This window comes from Streptosporangium sp. LJ11 (genome assembly GCF_051918945.1).
Taxonomy (GTDB): Bacteria; Actinomycetota; Actinomycetes; order Streptosporangiales; family Streptosporangiaceae; genus Streptosporangium.
This window is the reverse complement of sequence record NZ_JBPXMB010000002.1, coordinates 301,993-321,149: the sequence shown is the minus strand read 5'-3', so window position 1 is coordinate 321,149 and position 19,157 is coordinate 301,993. Positions and strand designations below refer to the sequence as shown.

Genomic DNA, 19,157 nt, shown 5'->3' with positions numbered 1-19,157 from the left:
CCCGGGCACGGACGTCTCCGGCGAACGCAAGGTATCCGAAGGAAACCTCATCACGGGCTGGATAAGCGTTGAATAAGCCTGCCTGACAGGCAAAAGACCAGAGTGCGGCCCCGTCGCGAGGGAACCGCGCCCCGGTGAGTCCTCAGCCTCGGACGCCCGCCGCCAGCTCGGCGCCCAGCTCGCGGACCGCCGCCAGGCCCGAGGCCTCGTCGGGAGCGTCCAGGACGCGGCGGATGAACGCCGACCCCACGATGACGCCGTCGGCGTAGCCGGCGACCTCGGCGGCCTGCCGCCCGGTGCCGACGCCCAGGCCGACGCACACCGGCAGGGAGGTGTGCGGGCGGGTGCGCTCGACCAGGCCCTGCGCGGCCTCGCCGACCGACTCGCGGGCACCGGTGACGCCCATCAGCGACGCCGCGTAGACGAAGCCGGTGCAGCTGTCGACGACGGCCTTGATGCGGGCCTCGGTGGAACTCGGCGCGACCAGGAAGACCGTGTCGATCCCGGCCGCGGCGCTGGCCTCGCGCCAGGGACCGGCCTCCTCGGGGGTCAGGTCGGGCGTGATGGTGCCCACCCCGCCCGCGTTCGCCAGGTCCCGGGCGAAGCGGTCGGCGCCGTAGCGGTCGATCGGGTTCCAGTACGTCATGACCAGGGTGGCGGCGCCGGTGGCGGCCACGCCCTCGACCGTGCGCAGCACGTCGGCGATGCGGGTGCCGTTGGTCAGCGCCCGGTGGACGGCGTCCTGGATCGTCGGACCGTCCATGAGGGGGTCCGAGTAGGGCAGGCCGATCTCGATCACGTCACAGCCCGCCTCCACCATGGCGGTGGCGACGGCGATCGCACCGTCCTTGCTGGGGAACCCGGCGGGCAGGTATCCGATGAGGGCGGCGCGGTCGTCCGCCTTCGCCTTGGCGAACACCGTCTGGAGAGTCGTCATCGTTACTTCCGTTGCGGTTCGTCCCCTCCGGGCCGCCGGAGGGGAAGCAAGTCGGTCGTCAGAGGGTCAGAGGTTGAAGTACTTCATCGCGGTGCTCATGTCCTTGTCGCCCCGGCCCGAGAGGTTGACCAGGATCGTCGCCTCGGGACCCATCTCGCGACCGAGCTTGAGGGCTCCGGCGAGCGCGTGCGAGGACTCGATCGCGGGGATGATGCCCTCGGTGCGGGCGAGCAGCGCGAAGGCGTCCATCGCCTCGGCGTCGGTGATGCCGTGGTAGGTGGCGCGGCCGCTGTCCTTGAGCCAGGCGTGCTCGGGGCCGACGCCGGGGTAGTCGAGCCCGGCCGAGATCGAGTGCGACTCGATCGTCTGGCCCTCGTCGTCCTGCAGCACGTAGGTGCGCGAGCCGTGCAGCACGCCGACGGAGCCCGCGGTGAGGGTGAGGGCGTGCTCGCCGCTCTCCAGGCCCCGGCCGCCCGCCTCGTAGCCGTGCAGCTGGACGTCCCGGTCGTCGAGGAAGGCGTGGAAGATGCCGATGGCGTTCGATCCCCCGCCGACGGCGGCGGCGACCGCGTCGGGCAGCCCGCCGGTGAGCTCCAGCATCTGGCGGCGGGCCTCGACGCCGATGATGCGGGCGAAGTCGCGGACGATCTCCGGGAACGGGTGCGGGCCCGCGATGGTGCCGAAGAGGTAGTGGGTACGGTCGACGTTGGCGACCCAGTCGCGGAACGCCTCGTTGATGGCGTCCTTGAGGGTCTGGCTGCCGTTGGTGACCGGGACGACGGTGGCGCCGAGCAGCTTCATCCGGGCGACGTTGAGCGCCTGGCGCTCGCAGTCGACGGCACCCATGTAGATGACGCACTCCAGGCCCATCAGGGCGGCGGCGGTCGCGGTGGCGACGCCGTGCTGGCCGGCGCCGGTCTCGGCGATCACCCGCGTCTTGCCCAGGCGCTTGGTCAGCAGGGCCTGGCCGAGCACATTGTTGATCTTGTGGGCGCCGGTGTGGGTCAGGTCCTCGCGCTTGAGGATGATCCGGGCGCCGCCCGCCTGCTCGGCGAAGCGCGGGATCTCGGTCAGCGTGGTCGGCCGCCCGGCGTAGGTGCGCAGCAGGTGGTCGAACTCCCGGAGGAACGCCTCGTCGTTCTTCGCCTTGTCGTACTCCGCCGCGACCTCGTCCAGCGCCGGGATGAGCGCCTCGGGCACGTAGCGCCCGCCGAAGACGCCGAACTTGCCGTTGATGTCGGGGTCGTTGCCGTGCGCGGCGTTGCCCGCGAGGTCGGCGGTGGTGATGACGGTTCCGTCGTGCGTTGTCACTGCTTACTGCCCCTCGGGTCGGGATGCGGGATGGGCACCGGCGGTGACCAGGTCGACCACGGCGGCCCGCGGGTCCTTGCCGGTCACCAGGCTCTCGCCGACCAGGACGGCGTCGGCTCCCGCCCTGGCGTAGGCGAGCAGGTCGTGGGGGCCGCGCACGCCCGACTCGGCGATCTTGATGACGCCGTCGGGGATCTTGGGAGCCAGCTTGGCGAACACCTCGCGGTCGACCTCGAGGGTTTTGAGGTTCCGCGCGTTGACACCGATGATCTTCGCTCCGGCGGCGAGCGCCCGGTCGAGCTCCTCCTCGGTGTGCACCTCGACCAGCGGGGCCAGCCCGATCGACTCGGCCCGCTCGATCAGCGAGACCAGCGCGTTCTGGTCGAGCGCCGCGACGATCAGCAGCGCCAGGTCGGCGCCGTAGGCACGGGCCTCCCAGAGCTGGTACGAGGTGACGATGAAGTCCTTGCGCAGCACCGGGATGTCGACGACGGCGCGCACGGCGGCCAGGTCGTCGAGGCTGCCGCCGAAGCGACGCCGCTCGGTGAGCACGCTGATGACGTGGGCGCCGCCCGACTCGTAGTCACCCGCCAGCGCGGCGGGGTCGGCGATCGCGGCCAGGGCGCCCTTGGACGGGCTGGAGCGCTTGACCTCGGCGATGACCGCCACCTGGTCGCCGCCCAGCGCCGCGTACGCGTCACGGGGGGCCGGTGCCCGCCCGGCCCGCTCCTTGAGCTCGGCCAGCGTCACCTTCTCCTGCCGCTCGGCCAGATCGGCGCGGACTCCTTCGAGGATCTCCTCGAGCACGCTCACTTGCCCTCCTCGCGAAGCTCCGGGGCCAGGTTCGCGAACGCTGCCGTATCCGTGGTTCGCTCGCTCCGCTCGCTCACGAGTAAGGCCCCTCCCGAATCGACTGCCCTTGTTCCGCCGATGCTATCGGCCCTGCCGGGGTCGCTCCGCCACGGGGTGAGACCTATCGGTGACTATGGGGCCAGGAATTCCCCAAAAGGAAGATTTCGCACTACCCAAAACACGACCATCAAAGCGAGCAATGACCACACGTACGCCGGGTGAATGGATTTCCCGGCGGGCACACCGCCCGACCAGGCACGCAGCGTCCAACGGCCCCAGAGCACGACCAGCACCGGGATCATGAGCGCGACGAGCGGATTGAGCCCCAGAGCCGCCGCGGGATCCCCGTGGACGAGCGCGTACACCGTTCGCAGGCCGCCGCAGCCGGGGCAGTAGAGGCCGGTGAGCATGAGGAAGGGGCAGGTCGGGTAGTGGCCCGGCTCGCCGGGATCCACCGCCCCCACGAACGCCACCGCCGCGCCCGCCGCCAGCGCGACGCCGAGCGGCGCCAGCACGGCCGCCGCACGCGCCCCGCGCGGACCCTCGATCTTCCCCGTCACCACGCCGTCACCATGCCGTCGCCTGGCCCGTCAGCATCCTTCGCCGGTGGCCGTTCCCCACCGGCCCTCACCGGTCACCCTACTCACGCCGCCACCGCGCCGCCGGGCGCGAACCCCCGCGGGAACCGGGACCGGTCGCGGGTCCCGGCGGGATCGGCGCCGGATGCCCGGCCCCGCGTCAGTAGCTCACACCGCTGCCGATGAGGGCGCCGGCCCCGATCAGCCAGAACAGCAACACCACGCCCAGCCAGCACAGGATGCCGAAGTAGGACAGGACCAGGCCCGCGACGGCCATGCCCCGGCCCTCCTCGCCCGTCCGGTTGATCTGTCCCAGCGAGATGTGGCCGAGCACCGCACCAACGATCGAGGGGAGCCCGCAGCTGAACAACCCCACGATGCCCATGATCAGCGCGGCGATGGCCATGCCGTTGTTGCCCTTGGGCGGCTTGCCGTACCCCCCGTAGGGGTCGTAGCCGCCGGGCTGGCCGTAACCGCCACCGGGCTGGCCGTAACCGCCGTGCCCTCCGGTGCCGTAACCGCCGGACGAGTCGTAGCCGCCCGGGGGGCCGTAACCGCCGCCCCCTGGGGTCTGGCCATAGCCATCCGAGTGATTGCCATAGCTCATGAATGACCCCCAATTATCCGAGTTGCGGGCGAAATCCTAGCGAAAATGCTCCCGGAAGGAGAGGATCCGTTCGCGCTCGTGAGCCCGTTGTGAGCAAGTCGTGGCCGAAGGCGCAGGCCGAGGATCAGCGCTCGCCGTAGGTCAGCGCTCGCGGGGGTCCGGGTCGGCCGTGGGGTCGGTGCCCTCGTCGAGGGCGTCCCACAGCGCCCGCTCGCCGAGGGCGCTCTCGGCGGGAGCGGGACGGTTCGCGGCACCCCCGGGACCGGCCCCCTGCCGGTCGTAGCGGCCGGACATGCCCGGCCAGCGCCCGCCGCGCAGGATCACCGCCACTCCTCCGGCCAGCAGCAGGAGCCCTCCGGCGGAGGCGAGGATCGGCCAGACGACGGCCGACGCGACCTGCGGGGTGGTGCCGGCGGAGATCGGCGCCTGCTCGGCGGAGATCCGCAGCGCGGCGCTCGCGCCGCTCCCCCACCAGGAACCGGCGATCATCCCGGCCCCGCCGAGCGCCATCACCGCTCCGACGAGCCCGCGCCACACGCCTCCCGTGGCGAGGACCGCGACCACCGCGGCGAGCCCCGCCCAGGCGGCGGGGCCGAGCGCGGGCACCAGTTCGGCGGCGGAGACCGCCACCTCGCGGGTGTCGTACGTCACGGTGAACCAGTCGCGCCCGGCGGCGAGGAGCACGAGCGCGGCGCCCGCCACGCACGCCGCCAGCCAGGTCCACAGCTCCCGCCTGCCCGTCACGCCCGGGTCACCGTCAGCTCGCCGGCGTCGAAGCAGGTCCGGTCGCCGGTGTGGCAGGCGGCGCCCACCTGGTCGACCCTAAGCAGGATGGTGTCGCCGTCGCAGTCGAGCGCGGCGGACTTGACGTGCTGGACGTGGCCGGAGGTGTCACCCTTCACCCAGTAGGCTCCGCGGCTGCGCGACCAGTAGGTGGCCCTTCCCGTGGTGAGCGTGCGGTGCAGCGCCTCGTCGTCCATCCAGGCGAGCATGAGCACCTCGCCGGTGTCGTACTGCTGGACGACGGCGGGAACCAGCCCGTCGGCGGTGCGCTTCAGCCGGGCCGCGATGGCGAGGTCAAGGGACATGCGGCAATTGTGCCGCAACCGGGAGGAGGGGTCGCGTCCGGCCCGGTCTCGCGGCCGGCCTTCGGCTCAGTAGCCGCGGTCGTCGTCGAGCACGTCGGCGGCGTGGACGACGATCTTGGGGTCGGGGGCGCCGACGACCTCGTGGTCCTTGTTCTCGTACTCGAACAGGCTCAGGACGTGCCGCATGGCCTCGATCCGGGCCCGCTTCTTGTCATTGCTCTTGATCACCGTCCACGGGGCCTCCTCCGTGTCGGTGTTGACGAACATGTCCTCCTTGGCGGCGGTGTAGTCCTCCCACTTGTCGAGCGACTCCAGGTCCATCGGCGACAGCTTCCACTGCCGCACGGGGTCGACCTGGCGGATCACGAACCGGGTGCGCTGCTCGGACCGCGAGACCGAGAACCAGAACTTCACCAGGTGGATGCCGTCGCGGACGAGCATCCGCTCGAACTCGGGGGCCTGCTCCAGGAACTCCAGGTACTCCTCGGGGGTGCAGAAGCGCATCACCCGCTCGACCCCGGCGCGGTTGTACCAGGAGCGGTCGAAGAAGACCATCTCGCCGGCGGCGGGCAGGTGGGAGATGTAGCGCTGGAAGTACCACTGGGTGCTCTCGCGCTCGCTCGGCTTCTCCAGCGCCACCACGTTCGCGCCCCGGGGGTTGAGGTGCTCCATGAACCGCTTGATCGTGCCGCCCTTGCCCGCGGCGTCGCGCCCCTCGAAGAGGACGACCATGCGTCCCCCGGTGTCCTTGATCCAGTACTGGAGCTTGAGCAGCTCGATCTGGAGCAGCCGCTTGATCCGGTCGTACTCCGCCCGCCCCATCCGCTCGCCGTAGGGGTACCTCTCCCGCCAGGTGTCGACCGGGCTGCCGTCCTTGCGGATCAGAACGGGATCGTCGTCGTCATCGTCGTTGACCCGCAGGTCGGTCAGCTCGTCGAGCAGATCGCTGCGGTCTATCGCCGCGTGGACGTCCACCACGGGGAACTGGCCGTCCGACGGCTCCCCGCCAACCAACTCTGCCATCGGTCCCTTCCCTCGGGCGGGCGTGGGGCCCGCCTCCGTCCTGCCACTACCACCCTCTGAACAGGCTAATCCTTCCCGGGCATCCCTTTCTTCGCGGGTGATCCGTCCCCTCTTCGCCGGGCGATCCGTCCCGGCAAAAAACCTACTAAACCAGTAGGTCTTGACGGGATTAGGAACGTGTGTTGAAGTGATGCCGTGCGCCCAGAGTTCCCGCCGGTGGCGGGCGAGCACGTCGCCCCGCGCCACGCCCGACCCCTCCCCTGTCGCCGCTGACCCGCGTCGCCGCCGACCTTCCCGCGCTCCGCCCGCGGAGCGCGCCCCGCACCGCCCCCGTCCGGTACGACCAGCCAGAAAGGCCTCAACCATGCCCGTCGAATTCTCAGGCGCCGACGGCGGTGACACACGCGATCCCGCGGCCCTCGCGGCTCCCGCGAAGGCACCGCCCCCGGTGACGGGTGGCCGGGAGCGCGCGCACCGCGGGTACACGTGGAGCCGGGCCCGGCTCGTCTCCGCGTCCGCCCCCGGCGGGCCCGGCGGATCCGCCGGGCCCCGCGTGATCCTGGCCGCCACTCCCCCGGTGAGCGAGCCCCCCGGCGGCCCGGGAGACGCGGCGGCCGGTGAGCCCCCGCCGAAGGTGGTCACCACCCGCCATCCCGGGCGGTGGGTGGCGGCCCTGGGCGTCGCGGTGCTGCTGGCCATGGCGGCCAGCGCGCTGGTCACCAACCCGGCCTGGGAGTGGGAGGTGGTCGGGGAGTACCTGTTCGCGCCCTCCGTCCTGCGGGCGGTCGTGTTCACGCTGGAGCTGACCGCGCTGGGAATCGTCTTCGGCTTCCTGCTCGGCACGGTCCTGGCGCTCATGCGGCTGTCGGGGAATCCGCTGCTCAACTCGGTCGCCTGGGGCTACATCGCCCTGTTCCGGTCGGTACCGCTGATCCTGCAGCTGCTGTTCTGGTACAACCTGGCCCTGCTGTATCCGAGGATCTCCTTCGGCGTGCCGTTCGGCCCGGCGTTCTTCGACATCGGGACGATGGACCTGATCGGCCCGGTCACCGCCGCCGCGCTGGGCCTGGCCCTGCACCAGGCCGCCTACGCCGCGGAGATCGTCCGGGCCGGGCTGCTCTCGGTGGACCACGGCCAGCGGGAGGCGGCCGCGGCGCTGGGCATCCCCAGGGCCAGGCAGCTGTTCCGGATCGTCCTGCCGCAGGCCATGCGGTCGATCGTGCCGACCGCCGGCAACGAGATCATCGGCCTGGTCAAGGGCACCTCGGTCGTCTACATCATGGCCCTGCCCGAGCTCTTCTACCAGGTACAGGTGATCTACAACCGCAACGGCAGGGTCATCGCCCTGCTGCTGGTGGCGACCATCTGGTATCTCGTGATGACCTCCGTGATGTCCGTCGCGCAGCACTACGTCGAGCGGCACTACGGCAAGGGCCGCGCATGAGCTCCGCGATGGTCGAGCTGCGGGGCGTGCGCAAGAGCTTCGGGTCGCTGGAGGTGCTGCGCGGGGTGGACCTGCGGGTCGCCCCGGGCGAGGTCACGGTGATCCTGGGCCCGTCGGGATCGGGGAAGTCCACGCTCCTCCGTACCGTCAACCACCTGGAGAAGGTGGACAGCGGGTCGGTCAGCGTCGACGGCGAGCTGGTCGGCTACCGCAGGTCCGGCGACAGGCTGTACGAGCTGCCCGAGCGCGAGATCCTCCGGCAACGGACCAAGATCGGTTTCGTCTTCCAGAACTTCAACCTCTTCCCGCACCTGACCGTGCACCAGAACGTCACCGAGGCGCCCCTGTCGGCCCAGCGCAGGCCGAGGGCGGAGGTGGACGCGCTGGCGACCCGGCTGCTGGAGCGGGTCGGGCTCTCCGACAAGGCGCACTCCTACCCCCGCAAGCTCTCCGGCGGTCAGCAGCAGCGGGTGGCCATCGCCCGCGCCCTGGCCCTGGAGCCCAAGGTCATCCTCTTCGACGAGCCGACGTCCGCGCTGGACCCGGAGCTCGTCGGCGAGGTGCTCGACGTGGTGAAGGGCCTCGCCGGGAGCGGCACCACCATGATCGTCGTCACCCACGAGGTCGGCTTCGCCCGCGAGGTCGCCGACACCGTGGTCTTCATGGACGAGGGCCGGATCGTCGAGCGGGGCACTCCCGCCGAGGTGCTGGACGCCCCCCGGCACGAGCGCACCCGCCTCTTCCTCAGCAAGGTCCTCTGACTCCCCGCGCGGACCCCTCACGAAGACCCCTCACGAACTTCCCGGCGCCACCCGCCACCCGACCCCAGCAAGGACCGACATGTCGTTCATATCGAGGCTCGCCCCCGCCATCGCCGCCCTGCCTCTCCTCCTCGCCGCCGCCTGCGGCGGCGCCGCGACCCCGGCCGCCACCACGGACAGGGCGGAGGCCGCCCCGGCCGCGGCCCCGCCGGGAACCGGCGGGACGAAGATCAACACTTCGCCCGAGCAGAACCGCGTCCGCGCCGGCAAGGTGGAGGCGATCGCCGCCAAGGTCCCCGAGGCGATCCGGTCCAAGGGCGCGCTCACCGCCGGTTTCAACGGCGAGGGCGCCCCGCCCCTGGTGTTCCTGGCCGACGACGACACCACCCTGGTCGGCGTGGAGACCGACCTCGCCCACCTGATCGCCGACGTGCTGGGACTGCCCCTGAAGGAGGAGAACACCTCCTGGGAGAACCTGTTCCTCGCGGTCAAGTCCGGCAAGTACGACCTGGTGCTCAACAACGTCACGGTGACGGAGGAGCGCAAGGACATCTACGACTTCGCCACCTACCGGGTGGACCAGCTCGCCTGGCAGGTGAGCGGGGAGAGCCCGATCACCAAGATCGAGAAGGCCGCCGACATCGCCGGCCTGAACGTCTCCGTCGGATCCGGCACCAACCAGGAGAAGATCCTGCTGGAGTGGGACGCGCAGAACCAGAAGGCCGGGCTCAAGGCCGCGAACATCCAGTACTACCAGAAGTACGGCGACGTCCTGCTCGCGCTGAAGTCCGGCCGCGTCCAGGCCTACCTGGGCCCGAACCCTCCCATCGCCTACCAGGTCGCGGTGGGAGGTGACAGCAGGATCGTCGGGACGCTCTCGGGCGGCGGGTCGGTCGAGGGCCTCATCGCGGTCATGACCCTGAAGGGCAACGGCCTGGTCCAGCCGGTCAACGAGGCGATCAACACGCTCATCGAGAACGGCAAGTACGCCGAGGTGCTCAAGCGCTGGGGCCTGGACAACGAGGCACTGCCCACGTCGAGGATCAACCCGCCCGGCCTGCCGAGGCAGCCCAAGTGACGATCGACTCCGCGAGGCCCGCCGCCCCGGGCACCGAACGTCCCCCGCCCCCGCCGCCCCCGTCCCCGTACACGAAGCACGCGCCACCGGCACCGGCACCGGGCGGGTGTTCCCCGCGGGCTCCGGCCGCCCCCCTCCAGGTGCGGCACGTGGCCGTTCCCGACCCCGAGGTCGAACCGCTCCTGGAGGGCCTGCACGCCGAGTACACCAGCCGGTACGGTCCCAACGACGAGATCAACCGCTATCCCGGCGAGCGGTTCACCCCCGAGCGCGGGGGCGCGTTCCTCGTCCTCGTCGAGCACGGGCTGACCGTCGCCGGGGGCGCGTTCTTCCGGCACGACGAGGAGACCGCCGAGCTCAAGCGGATCTGGACCCACCCGGACCACCGCCGGCGCGGCCTGGGCGTCGCCGTCGTACGGGAGCTGGAGCGGGAGGCCGCGCGGCAGGGCTACCGCAGGATCTACCTGACCACCGGCCCCCGGCAGCCCGAGGCGGCGGGACTGTACCTGTCGACCGGATACACCCCGCTCTACGACCTGGGGGCCGACCCCGAGACGGTCGGCCCCCACCCCTTCGAGAAGATCATCGAGGGCTCGGGGTGGACATCCCGCCCGGGAGGTTAGGAGCGGGCGGCCGAGACCCAGGAGGCGTGCAGGTCCGCGTAGACGCCGGGCCGGCGTACCAGCTCGGCGTGCGGGCCGCGCTGCACGATCCGCCCCTTGTCGAAGACGAACACCTCGTCCGCCGCCTCGGCGGTGGAGAGCCGGTGGGCGATGGAGACGGCGGTGCGGCCCCGCGTGACGCCCTCCAGGGCGCGGGCCAGCCGCACCTCCGTCGCCGGGTCCACCGCGGAGGTGGCCTCGTCCAGCAGCAGCAGGTCGGGGTCGGCCAGGTAGGCGCGGGCGAGCGCGACGAGCTGGCGCTCGCCCGCCGACAGCGACTCGCCGCGCTGGCCGACCCTGGTCGACAGGTCGGCGGGCAGTCCCTCCAGCCAGTCGGTGAGCCCCAGCTCGGTCATGGCGAGCCGGATCTCCGCCTCGGTCGCCGAGGGGCGGCCGAAGGCGATGTTCTCCGCCAGCGTGCCGTCGAACAGGAAGCCGTCCTGCGGCACCATGACGATGCGGCTGCGCAACGAGGAGAACCGGACGGTCCGCAGGTCGTGACCGTCGACCGTGATCCGCCCCGAGACCGGGTCCATCAGCCGGGTGAGCAGCTTGGCGAAGGTCGTCTTGCCGGAACCGGTCTCCCCCACCACGGCGATCCGCGAGCGCGGCGGGATGTCCGCCGAGACCCCGTGCAGCACCGGGACCCCGCCGGGGTAGGAGAACTCCACGTCCTCGAAGGAGACCGAGATGGGACCGCGCGGCAGCTCGACGCCCTCCGGGCCCGGGTCGGCGACGTCGGCGGGGGTGTCGAGCACGCCGAGGATGCGCCGCCACCCGGCGACGGCGTTCTGCGCCTCGTTGAGCACCTCGGTGGCGATCTGCATCGGCGAGACGAACAGCGTGATGAGGAACAGGAAGGCGACCAGGCGCCCCTCGGTGATGTCCTGCGCCAGCCCGAGCCGCACTCCGACCAGCACCACGGCCGCCAGGGTGACGGCGGCGACGATCTCGGTCAGCGGGAACACGGTCGCGACGATCCGCTGGGTGCGGGCCTGCGCCGCCATGTTGGCGTCGATCGCGACGTCGAGCCGCTCGGCCGTACGGGCCTCGGAGCCGTGGGCCCTGATCACGGCCGCGCCCACGACCGACTCGCTGACGGCGGAGAGCATGTCGCCGGTGCGCTCGCGGACCCGCGTGTAGGCGCCGGACAGCCACCGCTGGAAGCGCGGCAGGACGACCATGAGCGGCAGGAAGCACAGCCACACCAGCAGGGCGAGCTGCCAGGAGTAGACGAACATCAGCCCGGTGGCGACCAGGAGCTGGCCCAGGGCGATGATGATCATCAGCCCGCCCCACTGCATGAACACGCTGATCTGGTCGACGTCGCCGGTGACCCGGGAGACGAGGGCGCCGCGCCGCTCGGAGTTCTGGGTGAGCACCGACAGGTCGTGCACGTGCCGGAAGCCGCGCACCCTGAGCGTGGCGAGCGAGGACTCGGTGGCCCGGTAGAGGCGGACGTTCATCAGGTACGCGCACAGCGCGGTGAACACCACGGCGGCGGCGCACAGCAGCACGGCGGTGCGGACGTAGGCCACGTCCGGGGCCCCCTTCGCGAGCCCCGTGTCGATGGTCTGCTGGACGGCGATCGGCACGATGATCTTGCCGACCGTGGCCACCACGGCCAGCGCGAGCGTACCGGCCAGCCCCTTGCGGAACTCCGGCGTGAGCGACAGGCCGTGCCTGACGGTGGCCAGCCCCGAGCGCTCGACTCCCTGGAACGAGCTCACCGGCACCGTCCTCCCAGCTCCGGCCCCAGCGGACCTCGGCCCCGCTCGCCCCGCGTCGTCCCGGCGGGGTGCTCCCCCGGCCGGTGGTGCTTCCTCACGCGCTGACCTCTTCCTCTTCCTCTTGCTCGGCGGCGAGCGCCTCGCGCTCGGCGCCCTGGCGTTCGTAGGCGGTGACCAGGTTGCGGTAGCCCTCGCAGCGGGCGAGCAGCTCCGCGTGGCCGCCCCGGTCGACGACCCGGCCGTGGTCGAGGTAGACGACCTCGTCGGCCAGGGCGATGGTGGCCATCCGGTAGGCGATGACGACCACGGTGGAGACCTGGGCCGCGTCCCGCAGTCCGTACAGGATCCTCGCCTCGACCTGCGGGTCGACGCTGGAGGTGGCGTCGTCCAGGACGAGCAGCCGCGGGCGGCGCACCAGCGCGCGGGCCAGGGCGATCCGCTGGCGCTGGCCGCCCGACAGGGTGGTGCCGCGCTCGCCGACCCGGGTGTCCAGTCCCGAGGGCAGGGCGCTGACGAACCCCTCGGCCTGCGCCAGGCGCAGCGCCGCCCAGACATCCTCGTCCCCGATCGGCCGGCCGAGGGTGACGTTGCCGCGTACGGTGTCGTCGAACAGGAACGTCTGCTGGGGCACCAGCGCCACCGCGTCGCTGACCCCGTTTCTGGCGACGTCGCGCAGGTCCGTGCCGTCCACCAGCACGACGCCCTCCGCCGGGTCGACCAGGCGGACGAGGGCCTGGGCGAGCGTCGACTTGCCGGAGCCGGTGGGTCCGACCAGGGCGACGGTACGGCCGGGCCCGACCTCCAGGCTCACCTCTCGCAGGACGGGGAACTCACCGTCGCCGTAGGCGTAACCGAGGTCGCGGACCTCCAGCCTGGCGGGTTCGGTGCCGGGCAGCTCGACGGCGCCGTGCTCCATGGAGCCGGTGGCCTCGAGCACGGCCTGGACCCGCTCGTAGCCGACGACGGCCCGGGGCAGCTCGGCGAGCACCCAGCCGAGCGCGCGGATCGGGAAGGCCAGCAGGGTGAACAGGTAGGCGACCTGGACGAGCACGCCCGAACCGATCGCGCCGCTCTCCAGCCGCATCGCGCCGATCAGCAGCACGGCGAGCACGCCCAGGGTGGGCAGCGCCTCCAGCATCGGGTCGAACAGGCCGCGGACCCGGCCCACGGCGATGTTGGCGTCGCGCAGCTCGCTCGCCTTGGCCTGGAACCTGGCGGTCTCCTCGTCCTCGCGGCCGAGGGTCTTGACGACCAGGGCGCCGTCGAAGCTCTCGTGGGCGATCTCGCTGACCTCGGCGCGCAACTGCTGGGCGCGGGTGGCCAGCGGGTTGAGCCTGCGCTGGTAGACCAGGTTGAGCACGGCGATCGCGGGAAAGACCAGGAAGCCGACGAGAGCGAGGATCGGATCGGTGATCACCATTGCGACGGCGGCGGTCACCAGCATCACGACCACGCCGACGGCCATCGGCAGCGGGGCGAGCGGCGCCCAGGCCGCCTCCACGTCGGACCCGGCGTTGGACAGCAGCTGCCCGGTCGGGTGCCTGTGGTGCCAGGCCAGGGGAAGCCTCAGATACTGGCGGGTGACGTCACGGCGGGAGCGGGCCTGCATCCGGTACTGCATGACCCCGGCGAAATACCGCCGCCCGGCCACGCCCAGTGCCTTGAGCAGGGAGACCCCGAGGATGAGGAGCGCGCCGAGGGTGAGGGTGCCCGTCGTGATCCGCCCGTCCCTGAAGGCCGGGAGCACGACGTGGTCGGTGGCCCAGCCCAGTGCCCACGCCGCGGCGACGGTCATCACGCCGTACAGGGCACTGGACAGCACCGCGGCGGAGAAGATCGCCTTCTCCGCCCGGATGGCCACCCCGAGGACCCCGAGTCCCCTGCGCATGACTGCGGTGGTCATCTTGCTCGCCACGCGGGGGGTGTCCTTTCGACGGGGAACGTTGCTACCTAAGTCCCTATCACTGTGGATCATCCGGTTATTCCCGAACCACCTTCGGTTAGTGTCACGGTGACACCTCCGGTTGCTCACACAACGGCTTGTTAGGACCTGAAATGAACTACGCCCGCGCCGAACGATCCGCGCTCAGTGACCTGTTCGCCCGGCTCGGCCCGGATGCGCCCACGCTCTGCGAGGGCTGGACCACCTTCGACCTCGCCGCCCACCTCGTCGTCCGCGAGAGCCGCCCCGACGCCGCCGGAGGCATCCTCCTCAAACCACTGGCCGGGTACACCGCCAGGGTGCAGGAGTCCACGAAGACCAGGAAAGGGTACGCGGGCCTCGTCGAACTCGTGCGTTCCGGGCCTTCCGGGGTCTACCGCCTGCCCGGCCTGGACGAGGCGGTCAACACGACGGAGTTCTTCATCCACCACGAGGACGTGCGGCGGGCGCAGCGGGTCTGGGAGCCGCGGGAGCTGCCCGCCGAGCTGGAGCAGAGGTTCTGGAAGCAGGTCCACGGCGGCGCCCGGCTGTTCCTGCGCCGCTCTCCCGTCCGGGTGGTCCTGCATCGCATCGGCGGGGGCGTCGCCATCGGCGGCCCCAAGCAGGGACCGCAGGTCGAGGTGACGGGCACGGCCGGGGAACTGCTGCTGTTCTGCTTCGGCCGCCAGTCCCACGCCAAGGTCGACGTGAGCGGCGACGAGGAGACCGTGGCCCGGCTGATGGACGCCCCCCTGGGCGTCTGAGCGGGACCGCTCCCCGGGGAGCGGGAAGAGGTCGTGGGCGACGACCCGGACCACCTCGGTCCGGGCGTCGACGGTTCGCGACCGCGTCGGCCGGCTGGCGGCCGGCTGACGGCCTGTCGCCGGACGACCGGCGATCAGCCGCCTGTCGGCGGCCGGAAACCGGGCGGGCTAGCGGACGCCGTCGCCCCGGTCCCGGCTTCCGGCCTTCGCCAGACCTCGGGCGATCATGTAACCGACCGTGAGAACGGTGATGTACTTGATGGCGTGCTCCGCCCCGAAGGGGTCACCGTAACCGCGCGAGTCACCGCCGACCACGAAGGCCGTGATCACGATCGCGACCAGGATGACGACGTAGGCGATGAACTCGGTGGTCTGGAACGCCGGTTTCGTCTCACCGGACAACCCGCGAGAGCCGGCACTCCGCGACCGATCACCTGGCTGGCCTCCGACGGGTGATGTCATCGTCCTCACTCCTTGCTTATGAATAATTACGTATAGTTACTATACATCGACCAATTCCCCCTTTTTGAAGCCACAAACGCCGCACCAGCCGCCTACGTGCCGCCCGTCCCACGCGGCGACCCGGGCGGGGCGGGAAGGACGCGCCGGTCGCCCGCCGCCCTCCCCCGGCGTCACCGGCGAACGGCCCCGGGGCGGCGTGCCCCGGCCCGTCCGGCGGCAGGCCGTGCGTTTCCTGACATCTGCCGGCAACACCGGACTCCCGGCGTGAACGACCGGTCACCGGATCGGTGGTGACCAGCAAAGACAATCCCCGCGCTCGGCGTACGTCCGGCGCCGGGCTAGCCCTACCGGTATACCTGGCAATGAAGATTGGACAGGAGCGTCTCGCGACCGCACGATGGCGGGTGTGACCTATGCCAAACTCGCGACCAGACCGCGGCTCGCCCCCGCGAGACGGGTATGATCATCAAAATCCGGGAGCCACCCGGGCCGCAGATGCCAAAGATCGATAAAATTCGGGTATATACGGCTGGGATTGGAACTGCCAGGAGGCCCCCATGCAGGTCAAGAAGATCCTCACCTACCTCGCGGTAGCTTTCGTGGTCTTCTATCTGTTCACCAAACCCGCCGAAGCGGCGAATGCGGTCAACGGAGTCTTCGACGGGATCATCAGGGGAGCAGACCAGTTGGCTCTGTTCTTCACCCGAGTGCTCACCTAACCGCCCGGCGGGGTCCCCCCGCCCGAACCGCGTCACCCGCGTTCCCGGCTGACCCACAGGGGAGCGCGCACCCGCGTCGAACGCCATGCCGTCGGCCCCGCCGATCCCGGAAACGTATCGCGGCGATCACCGGAAGCCGCCACGACACCCCCGTACCCGCGAACCAGCCACGAGGTCACCCCCGCGCCCCGCCGCCCGAAGTCGCGCGGCCCCGCCGTACAGCGTGGTACGGAATGCCGTACAGAGTGGTACGGAACCAGGGCGGTACGGACCACACCCAGGTGACATGACACGGAGACCACCCGTACGGCGAACGTCCTGACCCGATCATGGATGACCGCGGAAGACATCACGGCACTCCCTTGATGATCTTTCCGGCACCCTGGGGGAAGTCCGTTTCTCGTACGGGGGGATCGTTCATGCGTGGCAAGCGGGGTTTCCCCGGAATCGGGGCCGTCGTCGCCGGAGCCGTCGTGTGCGGCGTGCTGGCGACCCCACGGGTCGCCCTCGCGATCCCGGTACCGGACCCGCCTCCGGCTCCGTCACCCGTCCAGGTACCGGCACCCGTCCAGGCACCGGCACCGGCCCAAGCCCCGGTCCAGGCTCCCGTCCCGGCGCCGGTGCAGGCCTCCGTACGGACATCGATCGGCGGCGGGACCGGGCGACCCCTCGCGGGAGGCTCCTCGTCCCTCTCGGCCCACCCGTCCCTCGGCCACTTCGGCGCTCCCGTCGACCGGCCGCTGCGAGGAAGGATCACGCTGGCCGGCCCGACCGGCGAGACGATCGCCTTCAGGCTGGTCAACCCCGCCCTCCTGCCCGCCGGGATCACGCTCGACGCCGACGGCCTGCTCGGCGGCGCCTCCCGGGTACCCGGCACCTGGACGGTCCCGATCGAGGCGTGCGTCGCCTCCGGCGGCTGCGCCACCGGCACGGTGACGATCACCATCACCTGCGAGTGCGCCCGCTCGCCCTCCCCTGCTCCCTCCCTCGCCGGTGCGCCCTGCTCCGACGGCGGCTCCGGCGGTGACGTGACCACCGCATGACCGCGGGCGGAATCTCGCGACCGCCCCGGACCGCTCCCGGGGCGAGCGCCCCGGGGTGCTTCCCCTCCCCCCGAGGACGTGTTACGCAGGAGGCATGGAAGATCAGCAGGCCATGACCGGCCCCCACCCGCTCGACACCGCCGCGGCGCGTCGCGTCGTCGAACGCGCCGACACCGAGGGCGCCGAGCTGGTCCGCTTCCTGTACGCCGACCACGGCGGCGTGATCAGGGGCAAGGCCACCTCCCGCTCCCGGCTGGCGGAGCGGCTCCACACCGGCATCGGGCACACCGTGGCGATGATGGCGATGAACATGCTCGACGAACTCCAGGACGTCGAGGGCCTCGGCCCGGTGGGAGAGGTCCGTCTCGTCCCCGATCCGGCCACGTTCGTCCACCTGCCCTACGCTCCCGGCGCCGCGGCCATGCTGGCGGACCTGCGCCAGGTCGACGGCTCCGCCTGGCCCGTCTGCCCGCGCACCTTCCTGCGCGAGGCCGTCGCCGCCCTGGCCGCCGAGGGGCACGCCCTCGTCGCCGCCTTCGAACCCGAGTTCACCCTGGGCCGCCGCGAACCCGACCCCGCGGGCGGCCTGGACCGGCTGGTCCCCGCCGACGACAGCCTGTGTTACTCCACCGCCGGCTTCAACCGGCTCCACGACTACACGATGACCCTGCTCCACGCCCTGGAGAGCCAGGGCCTGCGGCCCGAGCACTACCATCCCGAACTCGGCCACGGCCAGCACGAACTGTCGATCCACCACGCCCCCGCCCTCCAAGCCGCCGACAACCACGTGATCTACCGCGAGACGGTCAGGGGCGTCGCCGCGCGCATGTCGATGTGGGCCTCCCTCGCCCCCAAGCCCCTCGCCGGCCAGCCGGGCAACGGCGCCCACCTCCACGTCTCCCTCTGGGACCCCGGACTCCGGGTCAACGCCTTCGGCGACCCCTCGGACCGCTACGGCATGTCGGCCGCCGCCTATCGCTTCATCGGCGGCCTGGTCGCCCACCTCCCGGCACTCACCGCGCTGACCTGCGGATCGGTGAACAGCTTCCGGCGCCTGACACCGAGGTCGTGGTCGAGCGCGTACGCCTGCTACGGCATGGACAACCGTGAGGCGGCGGTGCGGATCTGCTCCCCCACCGGACGCGACGCCGCGGCGTCCGCCAACCTGGAGCTCAAGCCCTCCGACTCCTCGGCCAACCCCTACCTGTCGCTGGGCGCCGTCATCCACGCGGGCCTGGACGGCATCCGCCGCGGCCTCGACCCCGGCGACCCCGTCAACGTCGACCCCGCCACCCTCCCCGCCGGACGCGTCCGCCGCCTCCCGGCCTCCCTGGACGAGGCCCTGGACGCCCTGGAGGCCGACGACGTCCTCATGAACGCCCTCGGCCCCCTGCGCGCCTCCGCCTACCTGGCCGTCAAACGCTCCGAGGCCAGGTCCTTCGCCGCCCAGAACGCCGCCTACGAGCTGTTCCACCACTCCCGGGTCTTCTAAATCCTTAAGCCCTAATATCGCCGTACATCCCCGCATATATGGGAGTGCGCGATAAAAAGCAGAACCGGAACGGCCCTGGTACTCGTCCTCCTGCTCGGCGGATGTGGCTTCGGAGACGGGCGGGACGCTTCCCCGGTCCCGTACGTGACACCGTCGGCGCTGCTCCCCGAGCCGCCGCCACCGGCGCCGTCACCGTCGCCGTCACTGACCCCCCCGGCGACGTCAACGGCGACGGCTTCGCGGCGGGGGGAACGGGCTGCGGCGCGGCGGGAGGACGATCCGCCGGCTCGGACCGGCCACGGACCCGGCCGGCCGGAAGCTGCGCCCCGACGACCGCCCGGCGTTTCCCCGGACATCGGCCGACTACGACGGCGACGGACGGGACGAACTGGCGCTGACCTGGTCCCCCGTCAACCATGCTCGTCTGAGCCCAGTCCTGCGCTCCTTTACCGTAGGGACACTTCAGCTACGGCGACCAACCCTCGAATCAGCCCGTACAGAGGCTTCAGCGCGGGAACGTCTCCTGTGCGGTCGGAAACGGAGCGACTACGGCCCGCATCCCCGTAGGAGGGAACCGCCGCAGCGCGAACCCCGCCCCGGAGCACCGGCACAGGTCGGACGTGAGCGGTTCTCCCCCAGCCGCACCGGGTCGTTGGCGGTCACGGGGTCGAACTCCGGCACGGCG

19 protein-coding genes are annotated in these 19,157 nt (G+C 71.5%); 8 read left to right on the top strand and 11 right to left on the bottom strand.

What is annotated here, in order from left to right; translation table 11 throughout:
• Nucleotides 1-142 precede the first annotated feature (142 nt).
• The 8 genes from trpA to ppk2 all read right to left on the bottom strand — a co-directional run bounded on the left by trpA (nucleotide 143) and on the right by ppk2 (nucleotide 6,396).
• Nucleotides 143-937: a tryptophan synthase subunit alpha gene (gene trpA / locus ACTOQ3_RS03990; RefSeq protein ID WP_440082036.1), complete on the bottom strand. Its 795-nt coding sequence runs from the start codon at nucleotides 935-937 to the stop codon at nucleotides 143-145.
• 66 nt (nucleotides 938-1,003) lie between these two features.
• Nucleotides 1,004-2,224, bottom strand: a complete 1,221-nt coding sequence (gene trpB / locus ACTOQ3_RS03985; RefSeq protein WP_440082179.1) for a tryptophan synthase subunit beta — start codon at nucleotides 2,222-2,224, stop codon at nucleotides 1,004-1,006.
• A 27-nt stretch (nucleotides 2,225-2,251) separates the two neighbouring features.
• Nucleotides 2,252-3,061, bottom strand: a complete 810-nt coding sequence (gene trpC / locus ACTOQ3_RS03980; RefSeq protein WP_362676234.1) for an indole-3-glycerol phosphate synthase TrpC — start codon at nucleotides 3,059-3,061, stop codon at nucleotides 2,252-2,254.
• 170 nt (nucleotides 3,062-3,231) lie between these two features.
• Nucleotides 3,232-3,663: a DUF2752 domain-containing protein gene (locus ACTOQ3_RS03975; protein WP_440082035.1), complete on the bottom strand. Its 432-nt coding sequence runs from the start codon at nucleotides 3,661-3,663 to the stop codon at nucleotides 3,232-3,234.
• 175 nt (nucleotides 3,664-3,838) lie between these two features.
• Nucleotides 3,839-4,285, bottom strand: a complete 447-nt coding sequence (locus tag ACTOQ3_RS03970; RefSeq protein ID WP_440082034.1) for a DUF4190 domain-containing protein — start codon at nucleotides 4,283-4,285, stop codon at nucleotides 3,839-3,841.
• 141 nt (nucleotides 4,286-4,426) lie between these two features.
• Nucleotides 4,427-5,029, bottom strand: coding sequence for a TIGR02234 family membrane protein (locus ACTOQ3_RS03965; RefSeq protein WP_440082033.1), 603 nt, complete (start codon nucleotides 5,027-5,029; stop codon nucleotides 4,427-4,429).
• On the bottom strand, nucleotides 5,026-5,373 hold the full coding sequence (gene hisI / locus ACTOQ3_RS03960) for a phosphoribosyl-AMP cyclohydrolase (protein WP_440065001.1): 348 nt from the start codon (nucleotides 5,371-5,373) through the stop codon (nucleotides 5,026-5,028). The genes ACTOQ3_RS03965 and hisI overlap by 4 nt, the downstream gene beginning before the upstream one ends.
• A gap of 66 nt (nucleotides 5,374-5,439) precedes the next feature.
• Entirely contained in the window at nucleotides 5,440-6,396 is a 957-nt protein-coding gene (gene ppk2, locus ACTOQ3_RS03955) for a polyphosphate kinase 2 (RefSeq protein WP_440082032.1), read from the bottom strand.
• Between the two features lie 364 nt (nucleotides 6,397-6,760).
• Here ppk2 and ACTOQ3_RS03950 point away from each other — a divergent pair, with 364 nt between their 5' ends.
• The 4 genes from ACTOQ3_RS03950 (at nucleotide 6,761) to ACTOQ3_RS03935 (ending at nucleotide 10,302) form a co-directional block, all read left to right on the top strand.
• A complete protein-coding gene (locus ACTOQ3_RS03950; RefSeq protein ID WP_440082031.1) occupies nucleotides 6,761-7,840 on the top strand; it encodes an amino acid ABC transporter permease in 1,080 nt (359 codons plus the stop codon).
• Nucleotides 7,837-8,601 carry an amino acid ABC transporter ATP-binding protein gene (locus ACTOQ3_RS03945; protein WP_440082030.1) on the top strand — a complete coding sequence of 255 codons (765 nt, stop codon included), beginning with the start codon at nucleotides 7,837-7,839 and terminating at the stop codon, nucleotides 8,599-8,601. Before ACTOQ3_RS03950 ends, ACTOQ3_RS03945 begins: the two co-directional genes overlap by 4 nt.
• A gap of 79 nt (nucleotides 8,602-8,680) precedes the next feature.
• Nucleotides 8,681-9,679 carry an ABC transporter substrate-binding protein gene (locus ACTOQ3_RS03940; RefSeq protein WP_440082029.1) on the top strand — a complete coding sequence of 333 codons (999 nt, stop codon included), beginning with the start codon at nucleotides 8,681-8,683 and terminating at the stop codon, nucleotides 9,677-9,679.
• Nucleotides 9,680-9,828: 149 nt separating this feature from the next.
• On the top strand, nucleotides 9,829-10,302 hold the full coding sequence (locus ACTOQ3_RS03935) for a GNAT family N-acetyltransferase (RefSeq protein WP_440082028.1): 474 nt from the start codon (nucleotides 9,829-9,831) through the stop codon (nucleotides 10,300-10,302).
• On the opposite strand, the gene ACTOQ3_RS03930 is transcribed toward ACTOQ3_RS03935, so the two are convergent.
• Together ACTOQ3_RS03930 and ACTOQ3_RS03925 are read right to left on the bottom strand one after the other, a co-directional pair.
• Nucleotides 10,299-12,071 carry an ABC transporter ATP-binding protein gene (locus ACTOQ3_RS03930; RefSeq protein WP_362676254.1) on the bottom strand — a complete coding sequence of 591 codons (1,773 nt, stop codon included), beginning with the start codon at nucleotides 12,069-12,071 and terminating at the stop codon, nucleotides 10,299-10,301. The genes ACTOQ3_RS03935 and ACTOQ3_RS03930 overlap by 4 nt on opposite strands.
• A 94-nt stretch (nucleotides 12,072-12,165) precedes the next feature.
• On the bottom strand, nucleotides 12,166-13,974 hold the full coding sequence (locus ACTOQ3_RS03925) for an ABC transporter ATP-binding protein (RefSeq protein WP_440082178.1): 1,809 nt from the start codon (nucleotides 13,972-13,974) through the stop codon (nucleotides 12,166-12,168).
• Nucleotides 13,975-14,126: 152 nt separating this feature from the next.
• Here ACTOQ3_RS03925 and ACTOQ3_RS03920 point away from each other — a divergent pair, with 152 nt between their 5' ends.
• A complete protein-coding gene (locus tag ACTOQ3_RS03920) occupies nucleotides 14,127-14,756 on the top strand; it encodes a TIGR03085 family metal-binding protein (RefSeq protein WP_440082027.1) in 630 nt (209 codons plus the stop codon).
• A 168-nt stretch (nucleotides 14,757-14,924) separates the two neighbouring features.
• Here the strand turns inward: ACTOQ3_RS03920 and ACTOQ3_RS03915 are convergent, their stop codons facing one another.
• Nucleotides 14,925-15,218 (bottom strand): hypothetical protein, encoded by a 294-nt coding sequence (locus ACTOQ3_RS03915; RefSeq protein ID WP_440082026.1) that lies wholly within the window; start codon nucleotides 15,216-15,218, stop codon nucleotides 14,925-14,927.
• A gap of 557 nt (nucleotides 15,219-15,775) precedes the next feature.
• On the opposite strand from ACTOQ3_RS03915, the gene ACTOQ3_RS03910 reads away from it, so the two are divergent.
• The 3 genes from ACTOQ3_RS03910 to ACTOQ3_RS03900 all read left to right on the top strand — a co-directional run bounded on the left by ACTOQ3_RS03910 (nucleotide 15,776) and on the right by ACTOQ3_RS03900 (nucleotide 18,472).
• Nucleotides 15,776-15,937, top strand: coding sequence for a hypothetical protein (locus tag ACTOQ3_RS03910; RefSeq protein WP_362676260.1), 162 nt, complete (start codon nucleotides 15,776-15,778; stop codon nucleotides 15,935-15,937).
• Between the two features lie 419 nt (nucleotides 15,938-16,356).
• Entirely contained in the window at nucleotides 16,357-16,980 is a 624-nt protein-coding gene (locus ACTOQ3_RS03905; protein WP_440082025.1) for a putative Ig domain-containing protein, read from the top strand.
• A gap of 94 nt (nucleotides 16,981-17,074) precedes the next feature.
• Nucleotides 17,075-18,472, top strand: coding sequence for a glutamine synthetase family protein (locus ACTOQ3_RS03900; protein WP_440082024.1), 1,398 nt, complete (start codon nucleotides 17,075-17,077; stop codon nucleotides 18,470-18,472).
• The last annotated feature ends 685 nt before the right edge of the window (nucleotides 18,473-19,157 follow it).